An 18,530-nucleotide genomic window follows, 5' to 3' on the forward strand; every position below is an offset into this window, starting at 1 on the left:
TTCGTGAAACTATTCAAATATCTATGCTGGTTGGTATAATCATCACACACAAAAAAGCCTTTGCCGGTTACCCTGCAAAGGCTTTTTTATTTAATCATTAAAACTCTTTATTTAAGTGCCAACTGAAGTTCTCGGTTACGCTCAAGTTGCGCAATAAAGTTATCAGCAATAGGCTTAAACTTAGCAAGCTCTGAGCGTGGTAATGGCTCAGATTTAGGTAGTTTTACAGTTTTAGGGTTACGGTGAACACCGTTAACCAAAAACTCATAATGTAAATGCGCCCCAGTTACTCGACCTGTTGAGCCTACAGTACCAATTTTCTCACCTTGTTTAATTTTTTGCCCTGTTCTAACTAGGCGTTTATTAAGGTGTAAGTACTTAGTAACATACTGTGTACCATGGCTTATAAATACGTAATTACCGTTATATTTACTGTAACCCGCTTTAATGACTTTACCATTACCTGATGATACAACAGGCGTACCTGTACGCGCAGCGTAGTCAATACCTCGGTGTGCTTTTACTTGTCCTGTAACAGGGTGTAAGCGGCGAGGATTAAAGCTTGAGCTAATATATTTAAAGTTTACCGGTGCACGTAAGAAGGCTTTTTTCATACTGCGCCCTTCAGGCGTATAAAAATTACCGTCGGTGTGTCGAATTGCTGTGTAGCGTTCACCTTGGTTTATAAATTCTGCGGCAATAATTTTACCGGTGCCAATAAATTCACCGTCAACAAAATGAGATTCATATATTAAGCCAAATTCATCACCTTTACGGATGTCATTTGCAAAATCCACGTCCCAACCAAATATATCGGCAAAGTTCATTATTTGGCGCTCACTTAAACCAGCAGCAATCGCTGATGTCCAAAAACTGCTAGAAATTTCACCACCGGCGGTTTTACTCAGTGTTTCTATTTCTTTGCTGTCAATTGAAGTATCGTATTGGCCTTCGTCATTTAGGGTGACAAATAAGGTATCTGTTTTAGATATAACGTAACGTAACTGAGCCAATGAGCCATCTTTTGCAGTAGCAAAGCTTAGTGTTTCACCTGGGTGTATTTTGGTAAGTTTACGTGTTTCAGCGTTCGTATTAACCAGTTTGTAAAGCGTTTGCGCAGAAAAACCAGCGCGCTTAAAAATGATCGCTAAATTGTCACCGTTTTTAACAAGGTGATCGACAAAATCATATTCTGGAAGCTTTTGTGCTGCTTGCTCTGAATTTAAGTCAGTGAGTTTTTCGTTTTCACCTACTTTTATTTGTAATTCGTAACGCTTACCAATCTCTAGCGTGTTCTCGCTATTGTCTTTGGATGCAGTGGCTTTTTCAGAAGGTAAAAAGGCTAAGGCAACAATAGCAGAAACCAAACCTAGAATAAGCATTTTGTGTTTTTTGGGGAGCGTGTTAACCACGTGGACCATAACGTGCCTTTTTCTGCTGTCAAGATAATAAATAGATTATATTGCAGGATATAACGAATAATCTATGAATACTAGTATTTTGTAGATTTAAACTCGCGTTAAATTAAGCTAAAATCATAGGGTATTCAGGCTGTTTGTGTGTAAAGTTGAATAACAGCACTATTTTATATTCTTGGATACTTTGCTTTTTCATCGTAATGTTAAATTAGCTTTTAAAACGATTTAATTGCGAGAAGTGATTAATTTACAAACTGTTTTTTGGTTTGTTATAAACACTTCTAGTGTATTATTAATCGCTCGTTTATATCCCTTTTTAGAACGTACGCCCTGCATTATAGTTGATGCTGCGATTAGTTAAAAAAGTTGTTCTAATTAAGTGGAAATTTGTTATGTTAGCTAAATAGTTTTATTTGCTTTGTTATAACGCGCTAGCAATAAATCGTGAGCATATTACACCCCTTCGTTGTCAGAATTTTTTGGAGTAACACACAGTGGATTTACAAACCGCTCTAGCAGAGATAAAACGCGGTGCAGAAGAGATATTAATTGAAGATGAGTTAGTTGAAAAATTAAAGTCGGGGAAAAAGCTAAAAATTAAAGCTGGTTTCGATCCTACGGCTCCAGATTTGCACCTAGGTCACACTGTACTAATTAACAAAATGAAAACCTTTCAAGATTTAGGTCATGAGGTTATTTTCTTAATTGGTGACTTCACCGGTATGATAGGCGATCCAACGGGCAAAAATGTTACCCGTAAGCCACTGACTCGTGATGATGTGCTTGCTAATGCTGAAACCTATAAAGAACAGGTTTTCAAAATTTTAGACCCAGCTAAAACAACCGTCGCTTTTAACTCTACCTGGATGGAGACATTGGGCGCGGCTGGAATGATAAAATTAGCAGCTCGCCAAACTGTGGCACGCATGCTTGAGCGTGATGACTTTAAAAAGCGCTATGCTGGCGGTCAATCTATCGCAATCCATGAGTTTTTATACCCACTAGTGCAGGGCTGGGATTCAGTCGCACTTGCGTCTGATGTTGAGCTAGGTGGAACTGATCAACGCTTTAACCTATTAATGGGTCGTGAGCTGCAAAAAGATGAAGGTCAAAAACCACAAACTGTACTAATGATGCCTTTACTTGAAGGGACTGATGGCGTTCAGAAAATGTCAAAGTCACTAGGAAACTACATAGGTATTACTGATACGCCTAGCGACATGTTTGGTAAAATCATGTCAATTAGTGATGTACTAATGTGGCGTTACTATGACTTGCTAAGTAGCCTTTCTATTGAGCAAATTGCAGCGCAAAAACAGCGTGTAGAGCAAGGCACTAACCCGCGCGATATTAAGATTGAATTAGCGAAAGAGTTAATTGCACGTTTTCACAGTGAAGCCGATGCGCAAGCTGCTCATGATGACTTTATTCAGCGCTTTCAGAAAAAAGCACTACCTGATGAAATTCCAGAGCTGACAGTTAATATTGATGAAGACACTATTTTAATTGCTAACTTACTAAAAGAAGCTGGCTTAGTGGCGAGTACTTCAGAGGCCATGCGTATGATCAAACAAGGCGCAGTAAAGCTTAATGGCGAAGAAAAAATTACCGATACCAAATTGGAAGTAGCAAAAGGAACAACCGCTATTTACCAAGTAGGTAAACGTAAGTTTGCAAATATTACTGTGGCCTAAAGCTTCAGAGATTATAAAAACCAGCTTCGGCTGGTTTTTTTATAACTGATCAAAAAGTTAGAACAGCCCTAATAATTTCAACACTAATAATAATTAGTAGCCAAAAAAAACGGGCTTGATTTAGGGTATTGAGTAGCTTTGGCACATCATCAGCACTTGGCAAGCGTTCTACACCGACCCGCATTTTATTGAAACGCTGCTCAATATAAATAGCAGGCCCACCAAGTTGCACCCCTAAAGATGCAGAGCACACACTTAGTAACCAACCTGTATTTTTTTGATAAAAATGTCGGCCATAATGCTTAATATAATGCATGCTTTTTTTACTGGCTTTAAGTGAAGCTATTGTCAGCGCGAGTAACCGCATGGGAATGTATTCAATAATAAAAAGAATCAGTTTAAGCGGCGTCAAAAAAGAACTGTCGGGAGCTATATCAGTGCGCCACGCTTGTTGGGTTAAGGTAAGCAAGCGGTAGGCGAGAGTAGCGATGGGGCCCAATAGTAAAAAAATGAAAATAACTACAAAATAATGACGTGCCGTTCTTAGTATGACACTTTCCATAACCGCTTTAATAATCCCTGGGTTTGAAAGTGCCTTAACTTCTCGGGCTACTAGTGGTTTTAATAATTCTCGAGCAGTTGATTTTTGATTTTTTTTGGTCAATTTCGCAATACGTATCGCTTTTTTATTTATGCTACTGCTTTCTAGGCACAAGTATAAAATAAGACCGAATAGTAGTTCAGGGTAAAAGGCAAACTCCAGCAGTAAAACCACAATAATCATAATCACAGTTAGAACAAGTGTGCTTGCTAGTAAAGCGGCTAAATAATGATATTGTTTGCTGTCTGCTTTTTTATAAACACGCTGGCCAATTGCGTTAAAAATGGCAGAAAGTATATGATTAGGGTGATACCAGCTGACTAAAGGTAAAAAGCGCTCAGCTAGGAGCGCACAAATAAATACAATAAAGTCCAAATGATTTTGAACAATATTATTGAGCATTTACAGCGTAACCGCTGTTAACTTTTCTAGTAATGCCACAACCATTTTTGATGAATTAATAGAGGCTGTTTCTAAGTACTCTTCAAATGATTGCGGTGACTCTTTGCCAGCAATATCAGACATTGAGCGAATAACAACAAATGGTGTGTTAAGTGCAAAACACGTTTGTGCAATTGACGCACCTTCCATTTCTACTGCTAGCATTGTAGGGAAGTCATTGCGTGTTTTTTCAATACGAACAGGGTCACACATAAATGAGTCACCAGTACAAATTAAACCAACAAGCGTTTTTACTTCGCTGATTTGTGCAATTGTTTGCTCAGCGGCTTCTACTAGCTTAGGGTGTGCTGTAAAGCCTGCAGGCATTTGTGGTACTTGGCCAATTTCGTAACCAAACGCTGTTACATCTACATCGTGATGACGAACTTCTGATGAAATCACTACATCGCCAACGTTAAGCGAAGGGTCGAAACCACCGGCAGAGCCTGTGTTAATAACACAATCAGGCTTAAAGTTATCGATAAGTAAAGTGGTTGCAATAGTTGAAGCAACTTTACCAATGCCTGATTGCACTAAAGTAACAGTATTACCAGCAAGCTCACCAGTATAAAACGTAAAGCCTGCTTTGGTTAAAACCTGTGGATTTTGCATCGCTTCGCGCAAAATTTTAACTTCTGGCTCCATGGCGCCAATAATACCAACATTCATAGTGTTAAATTCCTAAGTTTGAATAGCCTGATTATACGTGAAGTCTGCTATAAAAAACAAAAAAGCGAGTCATTTAAAATGCTCGCTTTAATAGATTGCTTTAACTCAGTAGTTATATTTCAGCAAGGGCGGTTGAATGTGCTTTTGCTTGAGAAGGTGATAATACCGCAGGCTTATGGACTCTAGTACGAGTCGGGCGTGCAGGTTGTGATTTAGCAGGCTTGCCTAATTTAAACATAATGGCATCGCGAACTTCACTTGGGCGGTAGCCTGACTTTACTTTCATACGAATATGTGGAATGCCAGCGGCTTCTAATGCACCGTTAACAAACCAATCACGCTGTGCTTTGTGACCATCTTTGTTGGCATTATTAACTAAGTCAACCGCAGCCACTATGGTCATTTTTTCTTTGTCGACTAACACAAAGTCGAGCTGTTTGTTTTTTGCTTTAGCTAATGCCGCACGTTTAGATTTGACAGATAGACCTTGTTTACAGTCAATCACATCTATTAGTTTAACGCGACTAACAATTTTATATTGGTCGCCAACAGCGCGTTCTAATAAATTCAGAAACGCCCCTTCTACTTGGGTAAATACACTTTGCTTACGAGTAAAAGGATAAGGGTTTCCGCCGTCATCACTAAATTTTGACGCAACTACAGATGCCCCAACAACTAGCACTAATATTAATAATAAAGCGAATTCCATACGGTAACTCCATAACAACAAATTGACACTGCTTTTCTAAAGCAATTTATGTGCCCAAATAGTTGTTATGGTTATTTTAGATGCCGTTGGTGTTTATAGTGCTGTGTATCCGCCCTCTATACCTTTTACTGCAATCGCAACGGCATCATGCGCATGCAGAGATTCATAGTGGTTAATTTGTAAAAAATAGTCGCTAAACTGTTTTGCTTCTAAGGTAGTTTTAATTTTTCGTGCTGCGTCTTCACAAAACATCAAGTTTTGACCATTTAAACGAGCAAACTCTTGTTCGTCTTCACGTTTTACCGCGGCTTGTACTGGTGTTTTAAGCTCATCTTCTAGTAAGTTTATTAAGTTAACTACATCAAACGCTTGAATGTTTTGATCTAGCTTTACTTTAACATTAGCAATAGAACGCTGTGAATGCGGGGTTGCTACAATGCCTTGAGTTGTTCCAAGCCACTCTAAAACCTCTGATTGAGTTAGTGTTTCTTGAGCAAACTTTTCGCTAAACGCATTTTGAATAAGTTGACGAGCAAGGGCTGCAGAGCAGGGGCAGGTTGATGAGTAAGTAACATCAACACTTAGCTCAAAACTAATAACACCTTGGTTTATAGTACTGGTAAGTACAACTGGGTAGCTTTTCCAGCCGGCTTTGCCACTAAGTAATGATTTACGGCGCAGCGGTAATTCAAATTTAAATTCGATTTGTGCTTTATCGCTTAAGCCTTTATGGCTGGTGATAAAGGTATCTAATGCTTGTGCTAAGGTGTGCGGGTTGACCTGTTGCTCCGTTGAGAGGTGATCAAGTGCTAAAAACAGACGCGACATGTGGATGCCTTTGGCATCTTCTTGGTGTAAATTAACAAAAGCGCGAGCTTTTGCATTAACAGTAACTGGAGCTAAATCAAGAGATTCAAAAATAAAAGGCAGCTCTATATCGCCCATTCCTACCCAGTCTAATTTACCTGTTTGTAATGCTGCAGCTGTGTTAGCAATATCTGGCATAGTCGTTTGCATGATACGTTACTCGTTATTTGCAATATTTAAAACATCCCATTTTACACTAAATAAAGAATTGCTGAAATGCAGCAAATAACAGCAAACATGAAATTTTACTGTTTTTATCGCACAACATGAAAATAGCTGATAGAAAATGCTAAAATTAGCTTTTAATTATACTTACTTATAAAAACTAAGCATTTAGCCAAGAGAAACACTGATATATGACAGATTCTTCTTTGAACCCGTGGGTTCGAGTACTTTCCAGTTCAATAACTCGTTTTGGTGAGTTTAAAACTGCAGCTATTTGCTATGCATTATTACTGACGGTATCGATGGTTTTATCGAGTATGTTTTACTATGTTGCTATTGGAGAAGTGAACTTAGTTGATATATTAGCTATAGTATTTTTTACCTCAGTTGTTTCTCCTTTGGTGATTAGCGTACTGCTAAACTCTATTCGGCAACTTGATGCCTCTTATGCCTATTTAGATAGTGCCACAAAACAAGAAAAGCTTTTAAATCAAACTCTCAAAGACAATATTAATCGTTTAAACATTGAAATTGACGAACGTAAAATGGCCTTCCATGCCAAGCATAGGGCAATAGAAGAGCTCAGACGTGAAATTGCAGAGCGTAAAAAAACGCAACAAGAGCTCGCACAACAAGGTATGTTACTGCGCTCTATTGTAGACTCCTCACCAGATTTATTTTATTACCGTGATAACAATGGGGTGTTTGCCGGTTGTAATAAAATGTTTGAAGAGGTGATGGGCAAAACCAGTGGAGAATTAATTGGCAAAGCCGCAGAAGAGATATTTCCAAGCCACTTTTTATCTGAAGTATTAAGAACCGATGAGCAGGTTGAACGCACTCATCAAGGTTTAACTATCGATGTAGAATATTCTGTAAATGGTGAAATAAGATGGTTTGAACTGAGAAAGCTTCCCTTCATAAATGAGCAGGGCGATTACATTGGTTTGCTAGCCTTTGGCCGTGACATTACCAGCCGTAAAGAAGCCGCGCAGGCACTGGAGACTGCTTATAAAGATAAAGGAAAATTTATTGCCACCTTGAGCCATGAATTACGCACTCCGCTCAACGGTATCGTTGGCTTAACTCGGATGCTATTGGATACTGAACTTAATAAACAGCAGCGTAGTTGGTGTAATACGGTGTTTTCAAGTGCAGAGACATTGGGTAATATATTTAACGATATTATAGATTTAGATAAGATAGATCGTGAGCAATTAGATATTGCTGCCAACGAAATTAATGTTTCTGACTTTATTAATGACGTGGTTAACTTTGCAGGCCTCATTGCGGAGCAAAAAGAGCTTTCTTTTGAAGTAAAACGCTCTGGAACACTCGATATATATGCTCTACTTGACCCCACTCGTTTACGCCAAGTGGTATGGAACTTAATTAATAATGCGGTTAAATTTACCCAGCACGGTAGTGTCACCTTAGATTGCGGTAGAGAAAACCGTGAAGATGGTCCATGGCTTATTATAAAAATACTTGATACCGGTGAAGGGATCCCGCAAGAACAACTTACACGCATTTTTGATATGTACTACAAAGCACCTGATCTTAAAGGGACCAATGCGATTGGTTCAGGTATTGGCTTAGCCGTAACAAAAGCGTTAGTAAGTGCTATGAAAGGCATTATAACTGTTAATAGTACCCCAGGAGAGGGCAGTTGCTTTACCGTTCAAATTCCGCTGAATTTATGTAGTGCACCTACCGAGCATAGTTATGTGGGACGTAGCTTATATATTTTATTAGTGGAAGATGTACCACTTAATGCTGAAATCGCAACTAACCTATTAGAACAGCGTGGGCATGAAGTGTTGTGGGCTGAAACGGGTGAAGATGCTTTATCGTTTGTAGAGACCGAAGATGATCTTGATTTAGTATTGCTTGATATGCAGCTTCCAGATATTAATGGTGATGAAGTAGCAAGGCAAATACGCGCACAAAGCCATTTTGATCAGCTACCTATTGTGGCACTTACCGCCAATGTTCGCAGTGCTGAAGAAGAGCTTGAGGGAATTTCTATTCAAGGAGCGTTAGCTAAACCAATAAACACTAGCAAATTAGATAATATGCTCGCTGAACTCTTTGGTATTAAACAAGCGCAAACCGAGGCTCCTCAACGAGTAGTTAATCAAGAGTTGTTAAAACAAATAAATACTGACTTGTTAGATGTTGAAACCATTGAAGACTTTGTAAATTCGATGGGCGTTGAAGTATTTAAACGCAGTAGTCAGTTGTTTAAAAAGCTAAATCCGCAATACCAACATGAGCTATTAGAATCATTAAAAACAGCAGACAGAGAAGAATATAAATCCGTTGCGCATAAGTTAAAAGGTGCCGCTGGTTCGGTAGGTCTGAATGATGTGCAGTTGCATGCAAAGCAAATGGAGCATGGTGCGCTGGAACAAAGTGATGAAGTATTAACAGTTTGGCTTGATGAATTAGCAGACAAAATAAATGAAGGACAACAGGCCCTTCATTTATTTTTACAACAATTAGAATAAAAAACTAATTAGCTGTCGATTTTACCAATGAAGCGGTAACCTTCACCATGAATGGTGCTGATCAACTCAGACGTTGAATTGTCGCTTTCAAAGTGCTTACGAATACGTCGAATAGTAACATCAACTGTACGGTCGTTAGCGCGAAGTTCACGGCCAGTCATGTGTTTAATTAGTTGCTCACGGCTAAATATACGACCTGGTGAGTCAAGCATTAAACGCAGTGCTCTGTATTCGCCTTTCGGTAGACGTTTTGCATCTCCATTTGGAGAAGTAAGGCAACGACTGTTTTCGTCAAGTTCCCAACCATTGAAGGTTATCACGCCATTGGTTTCAATAGCTGATTCTTCACCACCTAGTGCGGTACGCGTAATTAAGTTACGTGCACGAATAGTTAATTCACGTGGGTTGAAAGGCTTAGTAATATAGTCATCAGCACCAATTTCAAGACCTAAAATACGGTCTACATCGTTGTCACGGCCTGTTAAGAAAATAAGACCAACTTTGCGTTTTTGGCGTAATTCGCGAGCTAGAATAAGCCCGTTTTTACCTGGCAGGTTGATGTCCATAACTACAAGATTGACGTCATCGTTATTTGTAAGCTTATCATGCATATCATCGCCATCAATGGCTTCAATAACTTTGTAACCTTCAGCTTCAAATAAACTAACGAGGTTCAGTCTAGTTACGTCTTCATCCTCTACGATCAGAATGACTGGCGTTTGCATCTTTAATTAACCTTTTTGGAGTGTGTTTTATTTATAAAATCGGCATGATTATCAGAGCCGACTACTAGAATTATAGGATTATATCTAAATGTTAACAAGTAAAAACAAATTAGATATAAACAGCTGCGTGCCCAAACCTACTATGACGTATTATTAAAAACCGCGGCTTAATTGATACTTAACGTTGAATGTATAATTTGAATTGTAGAGTCGAAGCCATTTCCCTTTAATAATTGATACATCCATCAACCACCTAAAGATACTTAAAATAATCAGACTAATTCAAAACGGAATTATATCACTTTCCAACTTTTCATCAATGTATGTGATATGTAAAACACAATTAAGTTCCTCAATTGTGTGAAATACAGCATTAATGATACAACTGTTTAGTTGGTTATGTCTTAGTATGGTCATAAAGTTGTAATTCAAGTGGGTAAAAGCGTTCTTTCGCTTTTAGAGTGTAATAATAAATCGGGCGCCTTGCTGATACTCGGTATCTAACACAACTTCTCCGGCTAATGCTTGAGTCACTAAATTGTAAACCAAATGCATTCCTAAACCACTCGCCCCTTGGCCGCGCTTTGACGTTACAAATGGGTCAAATATTTTTGCTCGTATACTATTTTCAACACCTAGCCCGTTGTCGGTGTAGGTAATTTGTGTTTTTGTTTTCGTTACCACAATATCAATCTGTACTTCATTGTCATCGCCAGCTTCAAAGCCGTGCAGCAGGGAATTTAAAATAAGCTGATGGAATACTTGCTGTAGTGGTCCTTTTTTACTTTCAACGGTTAAATCTGTTGGACAATTTATAAGAACTTTTGGGTTTTTAAGTTTTAGCTCTTGCCCCATAGACAGTAGCGTGTCGTTAATTAAGTGTTGTAAATTAACAGTGCTGGTTATTTCATCATCTTTGAGCACCGCAACTTTTTTAAAGTTAGAAATAAGTTCTGCAACGCGGTTTAAGCTGCTATAGATTAGGTCTAAGTTTTCAATACCATCATTAGTAAATTGCTCAAATTGACTCGCGGTTAATGATTTATTATGAAAATTAACCTGTAGCTCTGCGAGTTTATCTCGCAATAAAGTGGAGCCTGTAATACCAAGTCCTATCGGTGTATTTACCTCATGAGCAACCCCTGCCACCATTTGCCCTAATGAAGCCATTTTTTTGTTTTCGACAATTTGAGTTTGGTATTGGTGCATCTTTTCTAGAGTAGATAACAGCTCTTTATTGGCCTCTCTGAGCGCAATAGTGCGTTGACTCACTTTCTCTTCAAGGTTTGAGTTTAGCTGCTTAATTTCTTGTTTATCTTCTTCATGGCGCTCTATTTGCCTTTGTGTGCGTGCAAGCATTACATTTAAGCTATTAGAAAGCCGAGTTATTTCAGTGAGGTTCGTTAAAGGCGCACGCGCATAGTAATTATGTTTTTTAGCTATGTTTTGCAACAACAAGCTTAAGTTTTCAATCGGGCTGGCAATCCTTTTTTGTAGCCTTAAAATAATCAAAGAAATAAAAATAAGTATTAAAGCCATAATAACGATATCAATTATAATCTTTTTAGTTATTAGCTGATTTAAGTTATCTAAGCTGCCTCTAATATAGACATAGCCAAGCAGCTGTTCATTATTGAGTATTGGGGTAATGTACTCAATGTACTCATCGCTAACTTGTGGTTCAGCAAAGTCATAAATGTTGTCCGTTTTAATAGGGACAGGTGGTGATTTTCGGGCATTAAAGCTGGTAAAAAACACTGGTTTATTGGTTTGCTCATCTAAGGCATATATATGTAAATTTGTAACGGATGATACTTGTTGAAGCAGCTTTAAGCGCCTTTCTTCTGCAGGCCTATTTTTATTTAGTAATGAGGGCATCGCGTCAAATGCAATAATCTCAGATACCAACACAAGTTTACTAATGAGCTGTTTTCTTTGCTCTTGTGCGCTTAAGTAGGTAGAAATTGAAAGCGATAATAACAAACAGATAGCTGTTATAAGCATGATAGTTTTAAACAATATGCTACGAATGCTATTTTGCTTTACAGTTTTGGGCATTGCGAGAAGGTCATCCGTGTCAATTGTGAATCTAATAGGTAATAGTTTAGCAAAAACAGAAAAAAGTGAAGTAAAAAGATTAGCTTAATTACACTTTTTATTTTTAGCTAATCTACTTATAAAACATAAATATTTGGCTAAAATAGCCCATATTTATGTTTTGACAGGATATTAATAACTTTTTTAGCTACTGTATACGGCAAATTTATTGTTTTTAAATACTGTGTGGTAGCTGTCAAATTGGGTTTCTAAAATAGGTGGGTATTTTAAAAAGCTATTAGCTACTATAGTCAGTTTGCCTGCCTTAGTTAAATGTTGCTTGGCATGGGTTAAAAAAGATTCCGCAACGCTGTAGTCAGTTGCAATCCCAGTATGGAAGGGCGGGTTGCTAATAATTAAATCAAACTTGCCAGTAATATTATTTAAACCATCACTGAGTATGGCTTCACCGTTTACATTATTTAACTTAAGCGTTTGTGTTGTTGCATAGGCTGCAAGTGCACTTACGTCACTACAGGTAAATGTCAGAGCTGGAGTTTTTAGACCTAAAAAAGTAGCAATAAGCCCTGCGCCACAACCAAAATCAAGGACTTTTCCGTGTTTTAAGTTAGGAGCATTTTCTAGTAGCATTTTCGTTCCAGCATCTAGCGCACCATGATTAAACACGCCCGGAATACTGACCGCTGTAAACTCAATATCCCTTACACTTACAGTAAACTCTTTATGGTAAGTACTAATATCAAACGTGCTATTGAGAGTTAGTTCTGAAAATGAATATAAAACACAATGTTTTGCTGAGTCTATTTTATTACTAAACTCGGCCTTACCGGCGAGTTGCTTTTCAATTGACTTAACACCGCTCTTGTTTTCGCCAACAACGAGTAGCTCTGCATCTTTGCTTATCACAGCACGTATGTTGTCTAACGCCATTAATAGCTCAGGTTTAGATTTAGGGTAATAAAGTATTACCAAATCATAATCGCCCGAATTAATTGTGTGGCTGATGGTTACGTCAATACCCGGTATGTTTTTTGCAAATTCACCATTAGCGTGATTATAACTAAAAGCGGTTATTTTACTTTGTGGATTGAGCGTTTTTAGCTCATTTAAAAAGCCATCTTGAACAAAGTTGACCACCAATATTGATTTACCTTTTAACTCTTCACTGTTACGAAGTAATAGTAGGCTCGGATTGGTTAATACGCTCATAAATGGCTTTACCTTACTTAATTATTTAATTAACGGTTACTTAGTACGTTCGAACATTAAATCCCATACGCCATGACCTAAACGCTGACCACGCTGTTCAAATTTAGTCAATGGACGTAAATCAGGGCGGGGGACATAGTCGTTAGTCTCAGATTGGTTTTTGTAACCTGGGGCTGCTTGCATCACTTCTAACATATGCTCTGCGTAGTTTTCCCAATCGGTTGCCATGTGAAATACGCCACCGATTTTTAATTTAGAGCGAAGTTTTTCAGCAAACTCAGTTTGTACAATGCGACGCTTGTGGTGACGCTTTTTGTGCCATGGATCAGGGAAAAATAATTGTAAGGTTGATAAGCTTTCATCGCTTATACAATCAGCAAGAACTTCTATTGCATCGTGTTCAAACACACGCAGATTAGTAACGCCAGCTTCGTCAGCATCCATTAAACATGCGCCAACGCCTGGGCGATGAACTTCTATGCCAATAAAGTTAAGATGTGGTGCATTTTTTGCCATTTCAACCAATGACTTGCCCATACCAAAACCAATTTCTAGGACTACATCATTGTCATTGCCAAAAACTTCGCTTAAATCAAGTAGGCCGTTTTTATGCTCAAGCCCCATTGTTGGCCAGCATTTTTCGATTGCAGCAGCTTGGCCTTTGGTTAATCGACCTTCGCGTTTTACAAAACTGCGAATAGTGCGGATATACTTACCTTCTTGCTTAGCTTGCTCAAGGTTGTTGTTACTTGATTCACTCATATTATTGGCCTGACAAAACAATGTGTTTAAAAATGGTTGCGTATTATCCCTGACCAGCGCTAGGTTGACAAGCATTAGGGCGTTATAGCTTGATCTTTTCAGTCACTACAATAGACTGAGCCGCCATTGAGCATTAGTAAAAAAGTAAATATGTTGGATTTAAAAAAACAGCAGTCAGATTGGTTTTCCAACCAAGTAGTTGACTGGTATCACCTTCATGGGCGCAAAACGTTACCATGGCAATTAGCTAAAACGCCTTATAAAGTGTGGGTATCTGAGGTGATGTTACAGCAAACTCAGGTTGTCACTGTTATTCCTTATTTTGAAAAGTTTATGCGAAGCTTTCCCGATATTATTGCTTTAGCAAATGCTGATGAAGATCAGGTTTTGCATCATTGGACAGGTTTAGGTTATTACGCTCGTGCACGTAATTTACATAAAACCGCTAAAATAGTTCGAGATAAATACCAAGGTCAGTTTCCTAGCACGCTTGAAGAAGTAATGGATTTACCCGGAATAGGGCGCTCTACTGCGGGGGCTGTTTTATCATTATCTTTGGGGCAGCATCACCCTATTCTTGATGGCAATGTTAAAAGAGTGCTTGCTCGTTTTTTCATGGTTGAAGGTTGGTATGGAGTTAAAAAAGTAGAAAATCAGCTTTGGCATTTAAGTGAACAACTCACTCCTAAAAATAATGTTACAGAGTTTAATCAAGCTATGATGGATTTAGGTGCAAGCTTATGTTCGCGCAGTCGCTTTGATTGTGAGGCATGCCCATTAAATAGCCGTTGTGGTGCGTTTAACGCTGGTAAAGTTAAGGAGTTTCCTCACTCTAAGCCTAAAAAAGTAGTGCCTAAAAAAAGCTGCCACCAGTTAATTATCAAGCATAACGACAAAGTGCTCATGGAAAAGCGCCCGAACAGTGGTATTTGGGGCGGATTATTTGGATTTTTTGAATTTAATGAGTACAGCGAGCTCGAAACTTTTTTAGCGCAACAAGGGCTTAAAAGTGACCTTAATGAAGTAACGCCTTTTACTCATGTATTTTCACATTTTGAGCTGACGATTAACCCGTATGTACTTAATATTGAGAAAGCCCCGGATGTTGTTAATGACAAGCAGCTGGTGTGGTATCCACTCGATCAATCAATAGAAGTAGGGTTAGCGGCACCGACTAAAAAGTTGGTTAAACAAATTACGGCAATAGTATAGAATAGCGTTATATTTAGCATTAAGGGGAAGAATCATGGCACGTACAGTATTTTGTCAAAAGTTACAAAAAGAGGCCGAAGGCCTTGGTTTTCAGTTATACCCTGGTGAACTTGGTGAGAAAATTTTTAATAATATTTCTAAAGAAGCCTGGGGGCAATGGCAGCATAAACAAACTATGCTGATCAACGAAAAGCATTTAAACATGATGGATCCAGAGCATCGTACTTTTTTAGAAGAGCAAATGGTTGGCTTTTTGTTTGAAGGTAAAGAAGTTGAGATTGAAGGTTATAAGCCAGTAGAAAAATAAATTAACTGTGCTTAGGATAATTAATAAAAAAGGGCTATGAGCCCTTTTTTATATTGTGTATACCGATGAATATTTTAGTTAAATCAAGTCATCTTGCTGATCGTTGTTTCTAATTTGTTCTTTTAAAAACTGTGCTGCTCTTGAATATTCAATTTCAAGCTCATCTCTCATCTTAATTAATTCATCAGCTTTTATTTCATCACTTTTACACTTATCTTCAAATGACTGCGCTAAATCAGCAACAATGTTAGCTCCTACTGTCTTCGATATAGATTTTAATTGGTGGCAAGCGGATAAAATTTCAGCTTTATTGCTTTGCAGCACCGCGAAGTTAATCGCTTTAATTTGTTCTTGGCTCTGCTCTAAATACATTTTAAAAAAGCGGATTATTTTAGCGTCATCGCCATTTATATACTTATTCGCTGACTCCATATCAATAGGCATGATTGGTTTTTCGGTCGAATTCACCTGTTGTGGTTGTTTGCTATATAAGTCATTCCATTGCTTTAATGTGTCCTCAAGTGCATTTAACTCAATAGGTTTAGTAATAAAGTCGTTAATACCTACAGCTAAACATCGCTCTCTCTCTCCTTTTAGAGCATTGGCAGTAACAGCAATAATATAAGGTTGTGCGTCAATCGATTCGAGCAATGACGCTTCTTCTCTAATTTTTTCAACCATATCGTAGCCAGACATTTTTGGCATATGTAAATCGGTTAAAATGAGCGAGTAGCTATTTTTACGCCACATATCTAGGCCTTCTTCACCGTTATTAGCCACCTCTACACTGTACCCTAGTATATGTAATTGTTCGGTGAGTACCTCTTGATTTAATAGGTTATCTTCTACCAATAATACTAGCCTATTTGCTGCCAGCGCTTCTTCTGAGTTTAGGTAGTGATTCATCGTTCTGGCTTTTTTAACTTGCTTAGGTTTATGCAAACCTGCAGCCACCAAAATTGAAAGCATGAAGTTAGATTTACATAATGGAGAAGCATTAATATAAAAAATACTTTTATGATTAATTACTGCTTCATCTAATTTACTTAATACCACCATTTGCTGGTTATTATCTTCTAGTGAGTAAAGTAAACTTCTTAGTAAGGTACTAATACTATTCATGTCTTCAATGCCATCAACAACCCAAATAATATCCTTGGCATCTTGGTGAGCTTCTACATCTTGTTGTTCATGAGCATAGGTTATTTTAGCCCCCATAAATGACAAGTAACGATAAATTACTTTACCGCGCTCTGCGTCGCTGCTGACAATAATGACATGTTTACCATTAAGTGTATTTTTATGGGCAAATTCAGTTTTACCTGCAGTTGAAAAAGGCAGTTCAACGGTAAATTCACTTCCAATCCCTTCATGGCTTGTTACATGTATAGTACCAAGCATTAGCTCGGTTAAGCTTTTACAAATTGAAAGACCAAGCCCTGTTCCACCGAACTCTCGCGTAATTGAGCTTTCTGCTTGAGTGAACGGGTTGAAAATTTTTCTTAACTGAGATTGGCTCATTCCTTTACCGTTATCACTTACACAAAAACGCAATGTAAAGTGATCGGCGGTGTTATTTGCTACCTCTACTGATATTCTTACTTTCCCCTTCGTTGTACCATTGGTGCTAGTAAATTTAATGGCATTACTACATAAGTTATATAGCACTTGGCGAACCCTGCCTGAGTCGCCCATAAGGTTATTAGGAATATCGGGTGCAATTGATAAATCGAGTTCTAAATGACGGTTTTTAGCAACCGACGATAATACCTTGGCTACTTCTTCTAGTGTATCTGCAATAGAAAACGGAACAGGATCTATGTTGAGCTTTCCAGCCTCAATTTTAGAAAAATCTAAAATATCATCTAAAATACTCAGTAGCGAAAATGCGGATTCACGAATAATAGTACTAAGGCGTTGCTGAGCACCATCAAGCTCTGTTTGGCGAAGTAAATCAATGGTGCCAATAACACCATTCATTGGTGTTCTTATTTCATGACTCATGGTGGCTAAAAAGGTGGTTTTAGTTTCACTCGCCTTTAACGCTTTTTGAGTTTGTTTTTCTAATTCAAATGTTCTGCTTTGTACTTCTGTTTCCAGACTGGTTTGTAGCCTTTTTAATTCTATTTGTGCAGCTTGGTCGTCAGCTAGAACCATACTTACTTTTTTCAGCAATAAATTAATTTGTTGAGCAACGGTTTCTAACCCTCCATCAAGTTGCTCATCAAGCGTGCTTTGATAATTATCATTTTGTGTAATAGCCTTGAGTTCTTGAGTGAGAGAATCGGTATTTTTATGTAGTCGTTTTTTAATGTACTTATTAAACGCTATAGCGAATGCAAACAATGCGATCAGAGCAACAATAGCGGCAAGATATGCACTCATTGATAAATTTTGTGTCGATGATGAAATTAAAGGTTGTTTCTGCTCAATGATAAGCTCAGCAATTACTTGTCCCTCTGATGAGATTAAATGATGCAGAGTATTTTGCTCTTTAATGTATTTGCTAACAGCTAAAGGTGCAATCACTATACTATTATTGCTATAAACTAACTCGGCTTTATTATTTGCATTAAAACGATGCAGAGTATATTTAAAGTCATTATTGAGTAAGCTTGCAATATCAAGAAGTAATTTGGCTTTGTTTTGCCCGTATGTTGTTAGTGCTTCAACAATGGGCTGCTCAAGGCGTTCAGCAAGTTTTGTGAGTGCAATAGTAGAGGATTGGGGAAGTTCATTGTTCTCAGCATTGCTTTGTGAGTAAAGCGAATAGGCGACTATAAATAATGTGGAAATTATAAGGTTACTAACTAAAAATATAGGTAGTAGGCCCTTTATTGCTGAAGAGAACTTACTCTGCATGAGTTTTCCTATCGTGGTTTTATTAAAACGGTAAGCCTGTACCGAAAGCTATTGACTAATCGTAACACCTAAAAAAAATAATTCACTACGTTTTTTAAACTCTTTTGTTGAATAAATGCACGGTATGAACGAGATTTGTTGTTAGTTGTTTGAAAACCGTTCAAACAGTTGCAAAGGATAAAAAAAAAGTTGACTTGTAAGGGTAAAACTCGTTTAATACGCCGCACGCCCAGATAGCTCAGTCAGTAAAGCTATGTGGGAGTCGAATTATTAATCCGTTGTGATTACTAATAAGCACTGTTAAGTGCCTCGATAGCTCAG

The 18,530-nt window shown here is 38.0% G+C and carries 14 protein-coding genes; 4 read left to right on the forward strand and 10 right to left on the reverse strand.

Going from position 1 to position 18,530, the window contains the following annotated elements:
• Positions 1-107 precede the first annotated feature (107 nt).
• The gene (locus tag CWB76_RS00680) at positions 108-1,421 is read right to left on the reverse strand and encodes a peptidoglycan DD-metalloendopeptidase family protein (RefSeq protein WP_138604936.1); all 1,314 of its coding nucleotides are present in this window, start codon (positions 1,419-1,421) and stop codon (positions 108-110) included.
• A gap of 491 nt (positions 1,422-1,912) precedes the next feature.
• On the opposite strand from CWB76_RS00680, the gene tyrS reads away from it, so the two are divergent.
• Positions 1,913-3,112 carry a tyrosine--tRNA ligase gene (gene tyrS, locus CWB76_RS00685; protein WP_138604937.1) on the forward strand — a complete coding sequence of 400 codons (1,200 nt, stop codon included), beginning with the start codon at positions 1,913-1,915 and terminating at the stop codon, positions 3,110-3,112.
• Positions 3,113-3,161: 49 nt separating this feature from the next.
• Here the strand turns inward: tyrS and CWB76_RS00690 are convergent, their stop codons facing one another.
• The 4 genes from CWB76_RS00690 to folE2 all read right to left on the reverse strand — a co-directional run bounded on the left by CWB76_RS00690 (position 3,162) and on the right by folE2 (position 6,549).
• Entirely contained in the window at positions 3,162-4,115 is a 954-nt protein-coding gene (locus CWB76_RS00690) for a cobalamin biosynthesis protein CobD/CbiB (protein WP_138604938.1), read from the reverse strand.
• Complete coding sequence (gene mtnN, locus CWB76_RS00695; RefSeq protein ID WP_138604939.1) at positions 4,116-4,823, reverse strand: 5'-methylthioadenosine/S-adenosylhomocysteine nucleosidase; 708 nt, start codon at positions 4,821-4,823, stop codon at positions 4,116-4,118.
• 112 nt (positions 4,824-4,935) lie between these two features.
• Positions 4,936-5,532 carry a DUF2726 domain-containing protein gene (locus tag CWB76_RS00700; RefSeq protein WP_138604940.1) on the reverse strand — a complete coding sequence of 199 codons (597 nt, stop codon included), beginning with the start codon at positions 5,530-5,532 and terminating at the stop codon, positions 4,936-4,938.
• A gap of 93 nt (positions 5,533-5,625) precedes the next feature.
• On the reverse strand, positions 5,626-6,549 hold the full coding sequence (gene folE2, locus CWB76_RS00705; protein ID WP_138604941.1) for a GTP cyclohydrolase FolE2: 924 nt from the start codon (positions 6,547-6,549) through the stop codon (positions 5,626-5,628).
• Positions 6,550-6,755: 206 nt separating this feature from the next.
• On the opposite strand from folE2, the gene arcB reads away from it, so the two are divergent.
• On the forward strand, positions 6,756-9,074 hold the full coding sequence (gene arcB, locus CWB76_RS00710) for an aerobic respiration two-component sensor histidine kinase ArcB (RefSeq protein WP_138604942.1): 2,319 nt from the start codon (positions 6,756-6,758) through the stop codon (positions 9,072-9,074).
• A gap of 8 nt (positions 9,075-9,082) precedes the next feature.
• Here the strand turns inward: arcB and arcA are convergent, their stop codons facing one another.
• The 4 genes from arcA to trmB all read right to left on the reverse strand — a co-directional run bounded on the left by arcA (position 9,083) and on the right by trmB (position 13,828).
• Entirely contained in the window at positions 9,083-9,799 is a 717-nt protein-coding gene (arcA, locus tag CWB76_RS00715) for a two-component system response regulator ArcA (RefSeq protein WP_008110444.1), read from the reverse strand.
• A 456-nt stretch (positions 9,800-10,255) separates the two neighbouring features.
• Positions 10,256-11,857 (reverse strand): ATP-binding protein, encoded by a 1,602-nt coding sequence (locus tag CWB76_RS00720; protein WP_138604943.1) that lies wholly within the window; start codon positions 11,855-11,857, stop codon positions 10,256-10,258.
• Positions 11,858-12,040: 183 nt separating this feature from the next.
• Entirely contained in the window at positions 12,041-13,066 is a 1,026-nt protein-coding gene (locus tag CWB76_RS00725; RefSeq protein WP_138604944.1) for a methyltransferase, read from the reverse strand.
• A 36-nt stretch (positions 13,067-13,102) separates the two neighbouring features.
• A complete protein-coding gene (gene trmB / locus CWB76_RS00730; protein WP_138604945.1) occupies positions 13,103-13,828 on the reverse strand; it encodes a tRNA (guanosine(46)-N7)-methyltransferase TrmB in 726 nt (241 codons plus the stop codon).
• A gap of 150 nt (positions 13,829-13,978) precedes the next feature.
• Here trmB and mutY point away from each other — a divergent pair, with 150 nt between their 5' ends.
• Together mutY and CWB76_RS00740 are read left to right on the forward strand one after the other, a co-directional pair.
• Complete coding sequence (gene mutY, locus CWB76_RS00735; RefSeq protein ID WP_138604946.1) at positions 13,979-15,040, forward strand: A/G-specific adenine glycosylase; 1,062 nt, start codon at positions 13,979-13,981, stop codon at positions 15,038-15,040.
• A gap of 34 nt (positions 15,041-15,074) precedes the next feature.
• Positions 15,075-15,347: an oxidative damage protection protein gene (locus tag CWB76_RS00740; RefSeq protein WP_008110439.1), complete on the forward strand. Its 273-nt coding sequence runs from the start codon at positions 15,075-15,077 to the stop codon at positions 15,345-15,347.
• Between the two features lie 78 nt (positions 15,348-15,425).
• On the opposite strand, the gene CWB76_RS00745 is transcribed toward CWB76_RS00740, so the two are convergent.
• On the reverse strand, positions 15,426-18,209 hold the full coding sequence (locus tag CWB76_RS00745; RefSeq protein ID WP_138604947.1) for a hybrid sensor histidine kinase/response regulator: 2,784 nt from the start codon (positions 18,207-18,209) through the stop codon (positions 15,426-15,428).
• Positions 18,210-18,530 lie beyond the last annotated feature (321 nt).

The sequence above is a fragment of the Pseudoalteromonas sp. S1609 genome (assembly GCF_005887255.1).
In the GTDB taxonomy this organism is placed as follows: domain Bacteria; phylum Pseudomonadota; class Gammaproteobacteria; order Enterobacterales; family Alteromonadaceae; genus Pseudoalteromonas.